8 protein-coding genes are annotated in these 15,001 nt (G+C 47.8%); 1 reads left to right on the top strand and 7 read right to left on the bottom strand.

Translation table 11 applies throughout. From position 1 onward, the window contains the following. Nucleotides 1–103 precede the first annotated feature (103 nt). The 7 genes from R7Z10_RS00395 to R7Z10_RS00365 all read right to left on the bottom strand — a co-directional run bounded on the left by R7Z10_RS00395 (nt 104) and on the right by R7Z10_RS00365 (nt 10,252). A complete protein-coding gene (locus R7Z10_RS00395; protein WP_025998663.1) occupies nt 104–1,153 on the bottom strand; it encodes a sensor domain-containing diguanylate cyclase in 1,050 nt (349 codons plus the stop codon). Nucleotides 1,154–1,435: 282 nt separating this feature from the next. After that, nucleotides 1,436–2,287, bottom strand: a complete 852-nt coding sequence (locus tag R7Z10_RS00390; protein WP_005375420.1) for a carbenicillin-hydrolyzing class A beta-lactamase CARB-42 — start codon at nt 2,285–2,287, stop codon at nt 1,436–1,438. A 324-nt stretch (nt 2,288–2,611) separates the two neighbouring features. Beyond that, nucleotides 2,612–3,178, bottom strand: coding sequence for a copper-binding protein (locus R7Z10_RS00385; RefSeq protein ID WP_262659560.1), 567 nt, complete (start codon nt 3,176–3,178; stop codon nt 2,612–2,614). A 77-nt stretch (nt 3,179–3,255) separates the two neighbouring features. Then, nucleotides 3,256–6,435, bottom strand: coding sequence for an efflux RND transporter permease subunit (locus R7Z10_RS00380; RefSeq protein WP_318103629.1), 3,180 nt, complete (start codon nt 6,433–6,435; stop codon nt 3,256–3,258). A 2-nt stretch (nt 6,436–6,437) separates the two neighbouring features. Continuing rightward, nucleotides 6,438–8,156, bottom strand: coding sequence for an efflux RND transporter periplasmic adaptor subunit (locus R7Z10_RS00375; RefSeq protein ID WP_318103627.1), 1,719 nt, complete (start codon nt 8,154–8,156; stop codon nt 6,438–6,440). Between the two features lie 146 nt (nt 8,157–8,302). After that, complete coding sequence (locus R7Z10_RS00370) at nt 8,303–9,694, bottom strand: TolC family protein (protein ID WP_269334226.1); 1,392 nt, start codon at nt 9,692–9,694, stop codon at nt 8,303–8,305. A gap of 135 nt (nt 9,695–9,829) precedes the next feature. Then, nucleotides 9,830–10,252 carry a hypothetical protein gene (locus R7Z10_RS00365; protein ID WP_262659554.1) on the bottom strand — a complete coding sequence of 141 codons (423 nt, stop codon included), beginning with the start codon at nt 10,250–10,252 and terminating at the stop codon, nt 9,830–9,832. A gap of 315 nt (nt 10,253–10,567) precedes the next feature. Here R7Z10_RS00365 and fdhF point away from each other — a divergent pair, with 315 nt between their 5' ends. Next, nucleotides 10,568–14,806 carry a formate dehydrogenase subunit alpha gene (fdhF, locus tag R7Z10_RS00360; protein WP_318103621.1) on the top strand — a complete coding sequence of 1,413 codons (4,239 nt, stop codon included), beginning with the start codon at nt 10,568–10,570 and terminating at the stop codon, nt 14,804–14,806. Nucleotides 14,807–15,001 lie beyond the last annotated feature (195 nt).

Raw genomic sequence — 15,001 nt, 5'->3', positions numbered from 1 at the left:
CTCACTCTTATTTTTAACTGGCTTAAAGTTCGTACTAGTTATTTTAAGCGGGTTAGAATCGATAAAAGGTAGCGCAATGAGTCGCTACCTTTTTTTATTTTTTCTACCTTTCTTCACCAATATGAAACTCAACGCGATTTCTTCCAGTTTCTTTTGCCTTGTAAAGTGCTAAGTCGGCGCGTTTAACTAATGGTTCAAATGAGTCGTCGAGACGACAGACTTGAGTTACCCCAATACTCGCGGTGAAGCTCATATCACAACCTGAATGTTGAACGGTCGTCGTTTCTAGTGCATTACGAATTGTTTCTAATGTGTCTAGAGCTTGCTGTGATGAGCGACTTCTTAATACGATGGCAAACTCTTCACCGCCAACTCTGGCAAGTAAGTCACAATCAAGTAGATGACTTTTAATAGTATTGACTGCATGGATCAGTGATTTATCGCCTGCGTCATGACCAAATCGGTCATTGAGGCTTTTAAAATTGTCGAGATCTAAAATAGCAACATGGAAGTCAATGCCCAGGGTTCGGTATTCATTTAGGCGGCTTTCGATTTGTCGCATGAACTCTCTGCGGTTTGGAATACCTGTTAGATCATCCGTCGTGGCGAGGTGTTCCATTTTCATAATCTGTATATGAAGGGCAATGTTTAAAGCAATCCAATTAGCGATGCACTGAAGCTGTGCCGCTTGTTCGTTTGTGTAAATGTGCGTTTGATGATGCGCAACATTAAGCGTTCCTAGGCAGACTTTACCGTGCATTAAAGGCGCGTCCATACACGTACCCATACCATTGGATGCGAGCATCACACAATCGATCTCATCAGATTGCGTAACATCGTCGCAGATCATCAGTTGTTGCTTTTTGAACACTCGGCCAACAAACGCTTGATGAATGGGCACTAAAAATTCAGCGGGAATCGCTTTACTACCAGAGAAAGAGTAGACCTTTAAATGATCATTGTTTTCATAAAGTGTGATACTCGCACGGTCAGAATTAAATATACGATTTATCCATTCTGCCACCGTATCAAGTACTTGCTGTAGTGTTTCCGATTGAGCTAAAAAGTGAACAAACCCTATCGGCATACATATCGGACTTTCCATGTTTTGCATCGATAAGTCATCAGGGTTAAAAGTTCTTTCAAGTCTCAATAGACATCTCCTTGGCAATGTTGCAAATACCAACAATAAATTACGTGAAGCTATTTTGTAGAAAATGTGCTTCTTGGTAAAAGTATGGTTCAATTATCGCCGTTTGTGTGCATTTGGTTGCTTAATGTGGGCGTTAACTCACCCTAAATAAGTAAATCTTATACCTATTTATAAGTAAGTCATTACTCAATAAGTGGTGTTTTTAAGATGGAAGTACAGAATGAGCCCTTCTGGAATAGAAGGGCTAGAAAAGGATACAAATAGGGTCAGGTGAGTGGTGACTTAATTGTCTTTGTACTTTTGTAAAATCAACTGACTTATCTGCGCAACGAGTTGGTCCCTAGCTTGAAGTGAGAGCTCGGTTTCTGTGACATAAATACTAATGTAAACAGGTCGATGATTTTCCTTCCATATAATCGCGTTAATGCCACGCGAACCATGACCTCCCGCACCAGAACGGTCTGCAATAGACCAACCTGTTGGTAATACAGAACGCATTAACGAGTCTGAAACTTTGTTGTCCTGCATCCAGATTTTTAATTGTACACGAGACTCATAAGACAACGTTTCGCCTTCGACCAAAGTTCGAAGAGTGTTTAGTATGGCGTTAGGTGTGGTTGTGTCGCGGCTGTCGCCTGGTGTGGCTTCGTTCAAGCGAGGTTCTATTCTGTCTAGGCGCGTTGCTTTATCTCCAATTGTTCGCAGAAACATTGTTACGGCCTTAGGGCCGCCAATTTCATTTAATACTAAGTTGGCTGCGGTATTATCACTCATTAACATAGCGGCTTCACACGCGTGCTCTATGCGTGTGTTTTGGCCTGCGAGCTTATCCATCACTGGAGACCATACAACAATACTGCGCTCATCGACTTTTGCGGTCGCATTTTTACTTAGCTTACCGCTGTCCATATCACTTAGCATTTTGGCACAAGCTAGGGTTTTGAATGTGCTCATGAGTGGGAAGCGTTCATCGCCGCGGTAATCCCAACGCTCGTCTGCTTGGGTATCCCAAACTGACACCCCAATTCTGCTTGAGGTTTGTTGCTCGAGGAGAGAAATGTCCTCATTCAGTTGGGACGCGTAACTTAGGGTTGAGCAAACCATTAGCCCAGCCAACAAAAATAACTTTTTCATGGATCGTGTTCTTCAATTTTAGTTTTAGTTCGCACGGTAGCGATGTCACGTAAACTATAACGAGCCAATACTCTAAACACTGTTAAATCTATGTCTATTTTATGTAGGATTCTTTGCAATACGCTAATACGGTCTCAATATGAGGAGAAGAGTGTTGCTATCAAGGCCCGTAGTTTGGCTTATATATTACGTCGGTGATTCGGTCACAAAAATATCTTAGCGAGAGACACTGGCTCAGAATTTCTTATCATGAGCTAACGAATAGTTTGATCCAGAAATAAAAGGAGCTGAATCATCAGCTCCTTTGTCTATTTGGATAATTACTTACAGTTCAATCTTTTTAACCATGCCCGATTCTGCATGGCCCGGAATGTTGCACGCGAACTCAACCTTGTTGTCACCGTGGAAGTGCCACAGTAATTGCTTCGCTTTACCTGGTTCCACCGTAACTGCGTTGCCTGAGTCATGCATGTGATCGCCGCTCATTGTCTTCATCATTTCACGATGTTCTAGCTGCTCTTTAGCCGAACCAATCGTAAACTCGTGGTTGATCTTACCGGTGTTCATGACTACAAACTGCACCACATCGTTTGGCTCAATCTTAACGTCTTTCTTGAACTTGATGGTCATGTCATCACCCAAGATAACGTGTACCACCTTGTCTGGCTTTGCCCCTTTTGCTGGCATACCAACAGTCGACATGCCCGGCATATCCATCATGTTTGAATGGTCCATTTTACTGTGGTCCATCTTCATGCTGCCGTGGTCCATATTTTCATGCTTCATGTTGCTATGATCCATGTTTGCGTGGTCCATGTTTGAATGATCCATTTGCGCAAACACAGTCGTTGTTGTTAGAGCTAGAGCAAGAGTGATTAGTGTCTTTTTCATTTTCATATCCTTGTTTTAATTCATTAATAACTTGGTTGCTTCCCCTCAAAACGACATGTTTGAGGGGAAGGTAGGGATTAAGCGTTGTTGTTTACATCACTAGCTTGTGTGCCAGCTTGGTGATTAGTTGCATTGCTTTGGCGCAACTCGCGTTGTTTCCACAGCTTGAAGATGGCTGGAAGTACCAACAGTGTCAGCAGCAGTGCCGATGCCATACCGCCAATCATTGGCGCGGCGATACGTTGCATTACTTCTGATCCTGTACCTTTGCCGTACATGATCGGAATCAGACCAATAATGACCGTCAGTACCGTCATCATTACTGGGCGAACACGAAGGCCTGCACCTTCACGAATGGCATCAGTTAGGTCTTTCGCTTCAAGCTTCTGTTGGCTCTCTTCCGCATCCAGCTTTTTGTAGTGCCACGCTTGGTTGAGGTAGACGAGCATGATGACCCCAATTTCAACCGCGACGCCTGCTAGGGCAATAAAGCCGACCCCAACGGCAATCGAGAAGTTGTAGTTGAGGATATGCATGAGCCACAAACCACCAACCATAGCGAGTGGTAGCGTAAGCATGATGATCATCACTTCGCCAACGCGACGGAAGCTGAAGTAAAGCAGCAGCATAATGATGGCGATGGTGATTGGTACCACGACGCTCAAGCGGTCTTTCGCACGCTCCATGTATTCGTATTGACCAGACAAAGCCAGTGAGTAACCCGCAGGAAGTTCCAATTGATCAGCAACAACCTGTTGCGCTTCTACGACGTAAGAGCCAAGGTCACGACCATCGATGTCGACAAATACCCAGCCGTTTGGACGTGCGTTTTCCGTCTTGATCATTGGAGGACCGTCTTCGTAACGAATGTCCGCTACGTCAGCCAGCGCAATACGAGCGCCATTTGGTGTCACCAATGGTAGGTTTTGCAGTTTAACCACTGAATCTCGGTAGTCTTGTGGGTAACGAACGTTGATTGGGTAACGCTCCAAGCCTTCGATGGTTTCACCCACATTCATGCCGCCCACCGCAGTAGAGATCACCTGCTGAACGTCTTTGATGCTCAAGCCATAACGCGCTGCGGCACGACGTTTAATGTCGATCGTGACATAACGACCACCTGCTACACGTTCTGCGTAAACCGATGCTGTACCCTGAACGCCATTAAGAATTGGTTCCAACTGAGAACCGATCTTCTCAATCATTTTCAGATCAGGTCCGGCGATCTTGATACCGATAGGGGTTTTAATGCCCGTTGCCAGCATGTCGATACGCGTTTTGATCGGCATTACCCAAGCGTTAGTAAGACCAGGGAACTGAACCAGTTTGTCGAACTCTTTGCGTAGTGACTCGGTTGTAACCCCTTCACGCCATTGATCGCGTGGCTTCAACTGAATCACGGTTTCAATCATGGTGAGTGGCGCTGGATCGGTTGCGGTCTCAGCTCGGCCAATCTTGCCCCATACGGTTTTCACTTCTGGAACGGTTTTGATCAGCTTGTTGGTTTGTTGTAGAAGCTCGCGCGCTTTACCAATTGAGATACCCGGATAGGTCGTTGGCATGTACATCAAGTCGCCTTCATCCAGCGGCGGGATGAACTCGCTACCCAGTTTACTGGTTGGGTAGTAAGCCGATGCCATTAGACCTAATGCGATAACAATCATGGTCTTAGGGTATTTTAAGCTGGTGTTCAACAGCGGGCGGTACAGCGCGACCAAGCCACGGTTAACTGGGTTTTTGTGTTCCGGTAACACCTTACCGCGAATTAAGTAGCCCATAAGTACAGGCACGAGCGTGATTGCCAAACCTGCTGCCGCTGCCATGGCGTACGTCTTAGTGAACGCAAGCGGCGAGAACATCTTGCCTTCTTGGCCTTCCAAGGCGAACACCGGTACGAAGCTAAGAGTAATGATCAGCAACGAGAAGAACAGCGGTGCGCCAACCTCTTCTGCGGCTTTGCCAATCACTTGCCAGCGGTTTTTATCGGTCAGTGGCGTTCGTTCAATGTGCTTATGAACGTTTTCAATCATCACGATTGCACCATCCACCATGGCACCGATGGCAATTGCGATACCACCAAGGGACATGATGTTGGCGTTGATGCCTTGCCAATGCATCACGATAAACGCACTAAGAATACCGACCGGTAGGCTCAGAGCGATAACCAATGAAGAACGAATGTGGAACAGGAACAACGCACACACAATCGCAACAACGATGAACTCTTCTGCAAGCTTCTTCCATAGGTTTTCTACCGCTGAATCGATAAGGGTAGAGCGGTCGTAGGTTGCAACAATTTCCACGCCTTCTGGCAGGCTGCGTTGTAGGTCTGCGAGTTTGTCTTTGACTTTCGCAATCACTTCACTGGCGTTTTCACCAAAGCGCATCACGATAACGCCACCGACCGCTTCACCTTCGCCATTCAGCTCTGAGATACCACGGCGCATTTGTGGACCAAGGTTAATGTCTGCGATGTCCCCTAGTAGCAACGGCGTGCCTTTCTCAGTGACTTTGAGAGGCAGTGACTTGATGTCTTCAATGCTGGTTAGGTAACCCGTGGTACGAACCATGTGCTCTGCTTCAGCCACTTCGATAACAGACGCGCCGGTTTCTTGGTTACCGTTTTGGATTGCCATGTTCACTTGTTGCAGAGTGAGGTTGTAAGCACGCAGCTTGGCAGGATCAATCTGCACTTGATACTGCTTCACCATACCGCCGACGGTAGCGACTTCAGAAACGCCATCAACGGTTTGCAATTCGTACTTCAAGAACCAGTCTTGCAGGCTGCGAAGATCCGCCAAATCATGCTTGCCAGTTTTGTCTTGTAATACGTAGCTGTAAACCCAGCCCACGCCCGTTGCATCAGGACCTAGGGTTGGTTTTGCGTTCGGTGGCAGCTTTGGTGCTACTTGGCTTAAGTACTCCAACACGCGTGAACGTGCCCAGTACATGTCGGTATCATCGTTGAAAATGATATAAACGTAAGAGTCACCAAAGAAAGAGTAGCCACGAACCGTCTCAGCACCCGGCACGGCAAGCATGGCGGTGGTGAGTGGGTAAGTAACTTGATCCTCGACGACTTGAGGAGCTTGACCCGGATAGCTTGTCTTGATGATCACTTGCACATCAGAAAGATCCGGAATCGCATCAACAGACGTATTCTTTACACTGTAAAGTCCGCCTAACACAAGGGCTAAGGTCGCGACCAACACTAGGAATCGGTTGCTCAGTGACCAACGAATAATAGCATTGATCATAATTAACCCTCGACGGCTGTTGTTGCAGGAACTAGCTGTTTAAGAACGTAGTCAGATCCTTGTTTTTCAACTAGAAACCGAACTTTCTGTCCTTCTTCAAAACCCGATAGATCAACGTCTTCACCCACAGAGAAGTTCATCTCACCTGCATCCCAGTTCCATTCTGCAACCGGTAGGTGGTTTAAGGTGATCATGCCAAAATCAGCCATCAGCATGCTAATGTCACCAGTTAGCCAAACTTCTGCGGCAATGACGCTGTTGTCTGCCTTATAGTCAACGATTTGGTACTGACCGGACTCCGTCTTTTGCATTTCAAATTCGATAGCCTGACCTTTTTTCAAGTCACCCATCTCAACGCCATCTGCGAAAGTGAAGTTCATTACCATGCCCGGCCAATCCCATTCTGGTACGGGTTGGTGGTTGATGGTCAGCATTCGGTGATCTTTCATCACATCCGTGATCTCACCTTTAGCCCATGCCGTTTCTACTGCCGCTTCTACACCATTGATGCGAGACAGATCCGCCGACTGGCTTGATTCAGAATCGAGCATGAAGTGAGATGAAGTAACGATCTTGTCGCCTTGCTTAAGCCCTTGTAATACTTCGATTTGTTCTCCAGCTTCGCGGCCAACTTCAATTCGAGCAGAACGGTATTTGCCATCACCTTCCGCCAGAACAACGCGAGTCATACCGCCAGAGCGAATAACAGATGATTTAGGAATCGTTAATACTGCGTCGTCAGTAACAGGCTGCAAGGCAATATTGGCGAACATGTTTGGCTTCAATGCGCCATCTGGGTTAGGGAATTTAAGGCGCACACGCAACGTACGTGTTTTCGGATCAAGGATTGGGTACACGTAATCGACAACACCTTGCCATTCATTGCCCGGAATCGCGTCAAGGGTCATCGTGGCTTGAGAACCCGCTTTCATCCAGTGCGCTTGACGCTCAAAGACTTCAGCATCAACCCAAACATTGTCCAAAGGACCTGCACTGATCACCGCTTGAGCAGGGGACAAATAGCCACCTTCACGCACGTTTAAGCTCGCGATAACACCATCAGCAGGCGCTTTGACTTCAATGGTTTGCGATGCTTTACCACTACGAGTAATGGATTGGATTTGAGCGCGGTCAACACCAAGCGTTACCAAGCGTTCGGTCGCGCCTTTTACCAGACCTTTGCGGCCAGTGCGGTACGCATTCAGCAATTCTTCTTGTGCTTTAACCAGTTCTGGAGAGTAGAGCGTGAAAAGCACATCGCCTTTCTTCACTTTCTCACCCACGGCATTGATGTAGAGTTTTTCTACCCAACCCGCCACACGAACGTTGGTTTGCCATAACAGACTTTCATCAAAGGCAATATAGCCAACCGTTTCGATGCGTGGTGATAGCTGTTGTAGTGTCGCGTTTGCGGTTTTAACCCCGAGGTTGTTCTCTACTGAAGGGTCAATAGTCACTGTACCCGGTGCGTCTTGTTCACCGGATAGGTCTTCTGCGTAAACAGGAATCAAATCCATGCCCATTGGGGACTTACCCGGCTTGTCGCGTTTGTAATTCGGATCCATTGGGGCAACCCAGTAAAGCGGATCATTAGAGCTTGCAGCAGATTCGCCACCCATCGCACTCATGTCGTGAGTCGAGCCCGTAAGAAAATGATTAGCACCAAACCCTAAAGCACCACCAACAATCAGCGCGATGGTTGCAATTTTTAATTTTTTCATTGTTTTACCTTATTTTCCCCTTCACATTTGACGCTACAGCGTTGTTACCTACTCTCGTTCGCCCAAATCACATAGAGGATCTATGCTCATGGGATTCTCTCGTTTGCCGCCTAGCTGTAGCCCCAACTGTCTTGGGGAATCACAAATTAATATGTCGAAATAGAGCGAGCTTCCGGTGAAGCCACTTGATAGTCGAAACCACCGAGTAGGGTGGCTAAATTGCTGTTTGCGATGTTGAGATCGGTCAGCAGACGTTGTTGCTCTAATTGCAGAGCCAACTCGTCAGTCGTGGCAGAAATCACATCGTTAAACTGAGCTGTGTTGTTTTGATAACCCCGCTCAACGGCTTGAATGCGCGCTTTCGCTTGAGGCAATAAGGTGGATTGATAACGTTCTAAGCGTTGGGTTAAGTTGCCGCGATCAACCAGCAAAGTGTTCACCTTGGCATTCATCTGCGTTAGTAAGGTGTCTTTTTGCGATTGTGCCGCGCCAACTTGGTATTGAGCGGCCGCGAGATTGCGATCTTGGCGGTCACCCGTAAACAACGGAATGTCCATGGTGAGGTAAGCGCTGACCAAGTCTGATGCGGGTTCACCCATCATGTTGTCGGCTTGGCGGTAGGCGTACATTACTTCGACGCCAAACTGCGGGTTGTAGGCTTGCTCAGCAATTTCCACCTGAGTTTTATTGGCAGAAATGCTGACGTCGGCCATCTTAACCATCGGGTGTTGGCTGAGTTGCTGATAATGCTTGGTGGAACCCTGACTGGCGGCAAGTTTGCTGTTCAGTGTGTCCCAATTAAGTTGATTGCTCGCATGCAGGGCCTGTTCATTCGCCAACCAATCTGACCCCAACCATTCGGAGAGTTGAGAGATAAGACGACGTTGCATTTGTGCATTGGCCTGCAGTTTCTCATCCAACTTGCTGACTTGAAGTTGGGCGTTAAGCAGATCTTGCGCTTCGCTCTTACCAATCGAGTAGTTGGTTTGAATAAAGCTTTCCATCTCCTTCATCAACTTGCGGTTCTCAAGCATGATTTGCTCAGCGCGTTGCTGGTAACCAAGTTCTAACCAAAGTTGAGTCATGCTGTTGGCTACCTCAAGCTCACGAGCATGCACTTGAATCCCAAGGCCGTCAGCTTGTTGGTTGGCTTTCTTCTGTTGCAAATCAAGGGTAGAGCCACGCTCAAACTGTTGCATTAAACCAACGGAGATGTTGGTCATTGGGTCTTCATCGAATTTGAAGCTGTCGACAGGCAAGCCACCAAAACCCACTTTCAGTTTTGGGTCCATCAAGGTCGCGCTCGCGACGCCCGTTTCACGCATGGCAGCAGATTGCGCTGAGTATTGCTTACGATTGCCATCGTTACTCAAAGCGACGTTGATCAGTTGGGCAAGCTTGGTCGTCGAAGCTCGCTCACTTGATGCGGAATTTTGTGCTGCGTGCGTCTCTTTACCAGCGGCGTTAACCAAGGTTGGTGCAGCGACCAGAGCCACCATAAAAATAGGTGCAGCTAAGCGGTATGGTTTGATATCCATAATCTAAATCCAGTGTTCGCCGGATCGATGGAGGTGCGGATTTTATTGCGGGAACAGTAAAGCCTTGTTACCTCATCGTTCAGGCGCATTAAAACAACCTGCGATAGATGTGCAGGGTCGAATGCTAGGACGGATTTAGGCTATAGGAGGTCGGTACAGGTCGCGGCCGACGTGTACGACTGGGGAAGCAACTTCAGGAGTAATAGTTGCGCGATAGACGACGGGCATTGGGCTATTGATAGGATTCGGTAGGGGGACGAAAACTATCGTACACGCGGCAGTACAGCAGGTATGAACCATGCCGGAGCCTCCACCACAGTTCATGCTGGTTTCTCTTGCATCGCCATCTTCGGACATAGAAGCGTCAGTCATGGATACGTCCATCATGCCAGGCATACCGCAGTGTTCGCTGTCACTCATCATCGAAGGATGGTGAGCCATGCCAGTAGACATCATTTGAATATTCATCAACGGCTCACTGTTCGCCACACTAGATACCAATAGCACTAGCGTCGTGAAAAGAGTTAACCAGATTGTATGCAGCGATTTTAAGTGCATACCCTTTCCCATGTGTTTGATGAAAATGATGAAAACCCTTCGATTCTAAAGGTTAACCTAAGGGTAAGGTCAATCATTTATTACTCTTATTATCAAAATAGTCCAACCCTACAGTTTTCGCACTTTCGAGGGAGTAAAACGTTTGTTAAACACCGAGTGTTGAAAGTTAGCGAAAGAAGCCCTCGCTTTTTATGACACGTGAAAAATGTGGTTTATAAGTTTTACATCACACTAACTTGTCTTACAAATGATTATCCTTATAGAATGCATGGTTTTACTTGTGCAGATTTGGATTTGCTTTGCTGCGGGGGTTGCATGATAGAAATTGTCATCGATGGAAAATATAGAATTGTAGAAGAGGGTCTAACCCTTTTAGAAGCAGCAAAAGTGTGTGGGGTCGAGATCCCATCGCTGTGCGGAATGAACAAAAGTAATGAAAAAGTACCGTGTGACTTGTGTGTAGTTGAAGTCGAAAGTGGCGGTACTAAGCGTGCGTGTGAAATCGAAGTTTACCGCGGCCTTAATGTGGTCACGCAATCAGAACAATTAAGCGAGCACCGCAGAAAAGCACTCAACCGCATCATGACGGACCATTACGCCGATTGTGAAGCGCCATGTAAAACCGCGTGTCCAGCGGGCGTTGATATCCAATCGTACCTTTATCACATCGCACAGAACGATCATCAAAAAGCGATTGAAGTGATTAAGCGTACGCTCCCTATGCCGTTATCGATTGGCCGCGTGTGCCCAGCATTTTGTGAAAGTGAATGTCGCCGTTCGTTAGTCGATGAGCCTATTGCAATTCGCCAGCTAAAACGTCATGCCGCGGATGCGGATTTGTCTGCGCATGAAGCCTATTTACCAGAAAAGAAACCAAGCAAAGGTTTGAACATTGCCGTCGTCGGCAGTGGTCCTGGTGGTCTAACGGCTGGCTACTACCTATCGAACGAAGGCTATGACGTTACGGTCTTTGAATCCATGCCAAAAGCGGGCGGTTGGTTGCGTTATGGCATTCCTGAATACCGTTTGCCAAAAGACATTCTCGATAAAGAAATCGAACTGATGTGCCGTAATGGTATGCAAGTTCACACTAATCAAAAGCTGGGTGTGGATTTCACGCTTTCTCAATTGAGCGAAGAATACGATGCGGTGTGTTTAGCTGTCGGCGCGTCTCAAGCGGTTGAAATGCATTACACAGGCAGTGACCTTGAAGGTTGCTACTTAGGTGTTGATTACCTCAAAGATTACGTGACTGAGCAAAATTACGTCACGGGTCAGAAAGTCGCGGTGATCGGTGGTGGTAACACGGCAATTGACTGTGCTCGTACTGCGCGTCGTGCTGGTGCCGACACCACGTTGATTTACCGTCGTACCCGTGACGAAATGCCGGCAGAAGACTACGAGATTGTCGAAGCGGAACACGAAGGGGTGAAATTCCACTTCTTGACCAACCCTGCAGAAAACCTTGCCGATGAAACCGGACGCGTGAATGCGATTCGTCTAGAGCGCATGGCGTTGGGTGAGCCGGATGCATCTGGTCGTCGAAGCCCAAAACCAACCGGCGAGTTCTTTACCGAAGAGTTCGACACCGTGATTGCGGCAGTATCGCAAAAGCCAGATCTGAGCTTCCTCGAAGGCGAAGATTTGTCGATTCCGCTTACGCGTTGGAACACCTCTGATGCCGATGAAAAGACCATGCACACCGGCACGGGCAATATCTTCAGTATTGGTGATTTCCGCCGTGGTCCAGCAACGGCAGTTGAAGCGGTGGGTGATGGCCGCGTTGCGGCAAAAGCGATTGACCTGTTTTTGAATGGTGATATGGCGGATATGCCAAAGGCAGCGTTCAACTCGCGTAAAGAGAAGAAGCTCTCTCAAGTCGATCCGCTTCACTTCGAGAACATCCAGAAAGTCGCTCGCTCTATCATGCCTGAGCTGACTCCAGCACAACGCGAGCAAAGCTTCGCTGAAGTGGAGTTGGGCTTTGATAACGAAGAAGCGATGAAGGAAGCGGCGCGCTGCCTTGAATGTGGCTGTCAGGCAAATACCGATTGTGCGCTGCGTGATTACTCCACCGAATATGAAGCTGAGCAAAGCTTTGACTTCTCCTTACAGATTAAATCGCATCAAGATTGGTTAGATCTTCGTGCGAAAGACTTGCGTCATAAGTACGAAGTTGACCGTAGCTCTGAGTTTATTGAGTTTGATGCCAACCGCTGTATTAGCTGTGGTCAGTGTATCCAAGCGTGTCGTGACAAAGCCGTGCACGGCGTACTGAACTTTGTGTGCGACAAACAAGGTCGTCCTGCATTACGTCCTGACGACCGTCCACACTTTGGAAGTAACAAGAATGGCTTAACCCTAATGGGCGATTCGAACTGCGTGCAATGTGGCGCGTGCGTTCAAGTGTGTCCAACGGGCGCGATGGTCGATAGTCGCGACCGCTCACAGGGTCGTACTGAAGATCTGAAAGCGGTCGACACCATTTGTACGTACTGTGGTGTGGGTTGTAAGTTGACTATGTTCGTGGACGAAGCAACCAATACGATTCGTTACGTGAAGGGCGGTGACTCGCCAGTGAACCAAGGCATGCTGTGTGTGAAAGGGCGCTTTGGTTTTGATTTCATCGGCAGTGAAGAGCGTCTTACCACGCCTTTGATTCGTAAAGACGGTTGGTTGCAGCCTGCAAGTTGGGAAGAGGCGATTCAACTGATTGCGAGCAAGTTCTCTGGCATCAAGCAAGATTTTGGCAGCAACGCATTGGCGGGTTTCTCTTCAGCGAAAACCACCAACGAAGACAACTACGCGTTCCAAAAATTTGTCCGTCGTGAACTAGGCACCAATAACGTCGATCATTGTGCGCGCTTGTGTCACGCATCGAGTGTAACCGGTCTTGAGGCATCACTCGGTAGTGGTGCAATGACCAACGACATTCCAAGCATTAAGCACTCTGATGTGATCTTTATTATTGGTTCGGATACCACATCGGCGCACCCGATTATCGCTTCACACATCAAACAAGCAATTCGTCACCACGGCGCTCGCTTGATTGTGGCTGACCCGAAACGTGTCGATATGGCAGAGCATGCTGAGTTGTACATGGCGCACCGTCCGGGTACAGATGTGATGCTTTTAAATGGCGTCATGCAGCAGATCATCAAGAACGGTTGGTACGATCAAGAGTACATTGAAGAACGTGTCGACGGCTTTGATACCTTGTTCCAAGAGGTGATGTCGCCAGCTTACAACCTCGATAAAGTGGAGTTGGTTACGGGTGTTAAAGCCGAAGACATTCAAGCAATGGCGCGCATGATCGGTACGGCAGATCGTACAGCTGTGTACTACTCGATGGGTATTACTCAGCACACGACAGGTCATGACAACGTGCGTTCTATCGCTAACCTGCAATTACTGTGTGGCAACATCGGTATTGAAGGTGGTGGTATCAATCCGCTGCGTGGTCAATCAAACGTGCAAGGCGCGTGTGATATGGGGGCTTTGCCAAACAGTTTCCCAGGCTACCAAAAGGTATACAACCCAATTGTGCGTCAGAAGTTTGCGATTGAATGGAATGCGCCAAATCTGCCTTCTGAGCAAGGTCTAACCCTGACAGAAATCATTGATGCGGCTTGCCATCGTGACGTTCGTGGTATGTACATCATGGGTGAGAACCCAGTGTTGAGTGACCCGAACCAAGCGCATGTGATTGAAGGTTTAGAAGCACTCGACTTCTTGGTTGTTCAAGACATCTTCCTAACGGAGACTGCGCAATACGCGGATGTGGTTCTGCCTTCTTGCTCGTTTGCAGAGAAAGCGGGTCACTTCACCAATACAGAACGTCGTGTACAGCGTGTGAATCCGGTTGTCACGGCACCGGGTGAAGCGAAAGAAGATTGGTGGATTATTCAAGAAATTGCCAATGCCATGGGCAGTGATTGGGATTACCACTGCGTGTCTGATATCACCAATGAAATCGCACGAGTGACACCTCAATACGCGGGTCTTCGTTGGGATGCCATTACGCCAAACGGTGTGCAATGGCCTAGCAACAAGAACAACCCTGCGGGTACTCGCATCATGCACCAAACCCAGTTTACTCGTGGTAAAGGGCAGATGGTGGGTGTACCGTTCCGTTATGCGGCTGAGCTGCCAGATGAAGAGTACCCACTTGTGTTAACGACGGGTCGCGTACTTGAGCAGTTCCACACTGGCACCATGACGCGCAAAACCAAAGGGTTGGATAATCTTGCTGGCCCACGAGCGATGGTGAGCGTGGAAGACGCAGAAGCACTTGGCATCAGTAATGGTCAGCGTCTGACGGTGTCTACACGTCGTGGCAGCATTGAGATTGATGCCTTTGTGACTAAGCGGATTCAAAGAGGTGTGGTGTTCATTCCTTTCCACTTTGTTGAATCGCCAGTCAACCGCCTAACGACAATGGCAACTGACCCGCATGCGAAGATCCCTGAGTTCAAGGTCGCTGCGGTTAAAGTGGAAGTGAGCGAGAAAACAACGCAGACAGAGTCTCTCGAAGATAGTTACCAACACGTTTAAATTCGGTGAGTCGCGTTGTTGTGGTCACTGACAATTTGAGCCTAGTTGATGGGCGGATAATCTAATCTTGATTTCCGCTCTCACTACATTCACTCGGATTGTCTTTTTCTTCAAACTCCTTTTACTTTTCTGTTATCACCGCGCTCCGGTTAGTTTTCCCTTCTTACTTCTTACTTCTTACTGTCTCTATGGCGT

Origin of the sequence: Vibrio sp. Vb1018, from assembly GCF_033338775.1 — a bacterium.
In the GTDB taxonomy this organism is placed as follows: domain Bacteria; phylum Pseudomonadota; class Gammaproteobacteria; order Enterobacterales; family Vibrionaceae; genus Vibrio; species Vibrio alginolyticus.
This window is presented reverse-complemented; position numbering and strand designations above follow the sequence as displayed.